General features: G+C 73.4%; 2 protein-coding genes. One reads left to right on the forward strand and one right to left on the reverse strand.

Annotated elements, in window-relative coordinates:
* Window positions 1-633: DNA polymerase III subunit delta (holA, locus tag I53_RS27785; RefSeq protein WP_043357092.1), on the forward strand; the 633-nt coding region annotated here is incomplete at its 5' end.
* Here the strand turns inward: holA and I53_RS27790 are convergent.
* Entirely contained in the window at window positions 630-1376 is a 747-nt protein-coding gene (locus I53_RS27790) for a class I SAM-dependent methyltransferase (protein WP_251982479.1), read from the reverse strand. The two genes, holA and I53_RS27790, sit on opposite strands and share 4 nt — an antisense overlap.
* Between the last annotated feature and the right edge of the window lie 281 nt (window positions 1377-1657).

The following is a 1657-nucleotide window of genomic DNA, read 5'->3' on the forward strand; positions in this document are numbered from 1 at the left end:
ATCCCCTGCTACGCCGACGACGAGCGGACCCTCTCGGACCTGATCGAGCGCACCCTTCAGGAGCGTGGCCTGCGCATCGACCGGGCCGCCCGGGAGGTTCTGGCCCGCAGCCTCGGCGGCGACCGCCGGGCGAGCCTGATGGAGATCGAGAAGCTCGCCCTCTACGCCGGGGGCGAGGGGGGAGGGGACAAGACCGTGACCCTCGACCATGTGGAGGCGATCACCAGCGACGTCGCGGCGAGCGTGCTCAACACCCTGATCGATGCCGCCTTCGACGGCCGCCGCGACGCGGTGGAGCGCGATTACCGCCGCTTCCGGCACGAGGGCCTCGACCCCGGCGTGGTGCTGGGCTCGGCGCTGCGGCACGCCCTGACGCTGCTCACCACCCGGCTCGACAATCCCGACAAGACGCCCGCCATGATGGTCGCGACGTGGCGCGGCCTGCATTTCAAGCGCAAGGCCAGCATCGAGGGCCAGCTCGGCGCTTGGCCGCCCGGCACCCTCCGGCAGGCCGTCGCGGCCCTGCAGGCGGCGGTCCTGGCCTGCCGGCGGGCGGAGCCCGACCTGGCCCACGCCCTGGCCTCGGCGGCCCTCCTGCGGGTCGCGGAGGCGGGGGCGCGGCGGCGGCGCTAGTCCGGGCTCAGGCGCCGTCGGCGCTTCCGGCACGGCGCAGCGCGAGCCACGCGCCCCAGAACAGGCTGGAAAAGAAGCGGTTCGGAGGCGCGAAGCCGGCGGCATCCAGCAGGGCCGCGACGGCCGCCTCGGAATGGGGCGGATCGGCCCCCCTGCAGGATCTTCCCGCGTCGGGCCTCGATCGCGTCGGCGCTGGCGCCGTGCTGGCGCCAGCGTTCGCCCCAGGCTGCAAGCAGCAGGGGCTGACTTGCATACGCGTAATGGTTGCCGGCGAGCACCAGAGGCGCGCCCGGCTTCAGGCGCGCGGCGATGGCCTGCAGGATCGCCCGTTTCTCCGCGTCGCCCGGCAGATGGTGCAGCACGCCGATCAGGGTCGCGGCGTCGTAGACCGCGTCCTGGGGGAGGGCATCCACCGTTCCGAGGACGATCTCGGTCCGGTCGTGGAGACCGTCCTGCTCCAGCCGCGCGATCGTGAGATCCATCATGGCGCTGGACGGGTCGACGGCGGTGAAGCGCCAGCCGGGCTCGAGGGCCGCCGCAGTGACGATCTCCGGGCCACCCCCGCCCGCGCCGACGATCAGCAGCCGCGCAGGCGTGCCGCTGCCCAGGACGGCGGCAAGCATGCAGGCGGCGAGCTCATGGCAGGCCTCGTAGCCGGCCAGGGCGATCCGGCTCTGCTGCGCGTATTCGCCGGCCCGGTCGGCGTCGAATTTCCGAGCCGCCGCGCTGGTACCGTCCGCCAAGGTCCGGCCCTCCGGTCATCCGGACTGCGGACCGGCCCGCATGTCCCAACTCTGGGCCGGGCGGCACACGCGCGCCGGCCACCGATACGGTGCGCGCTCCCGCCTGCGAGCGCCACCGGCAGGGCAGGGGGCCCGATCAGGCGTCCGAGACCTTGAACCGGTTGAGCAGGGCCTGAAGCTCGTCCTTCGTCTCGTAGCGGATGCGGATCTCGCCCGAATCGGCGTCCTTCGGCTTGTAGGAGACCGGGACGCCGAGCGCCCGGTGGATCCGCAACTCCAGA

Source organism: Methylobacterium sp. B1 (assembly GCF_000333255.1).
In the GTDB taxonomy this organism is placed as follows: Bacteria; Pseudomonadota; Alphaproteobacteria; order Rhizobiales; family Beijerinckiaceae; genus Methylobacterium; species Methylobacterium fujisawaense.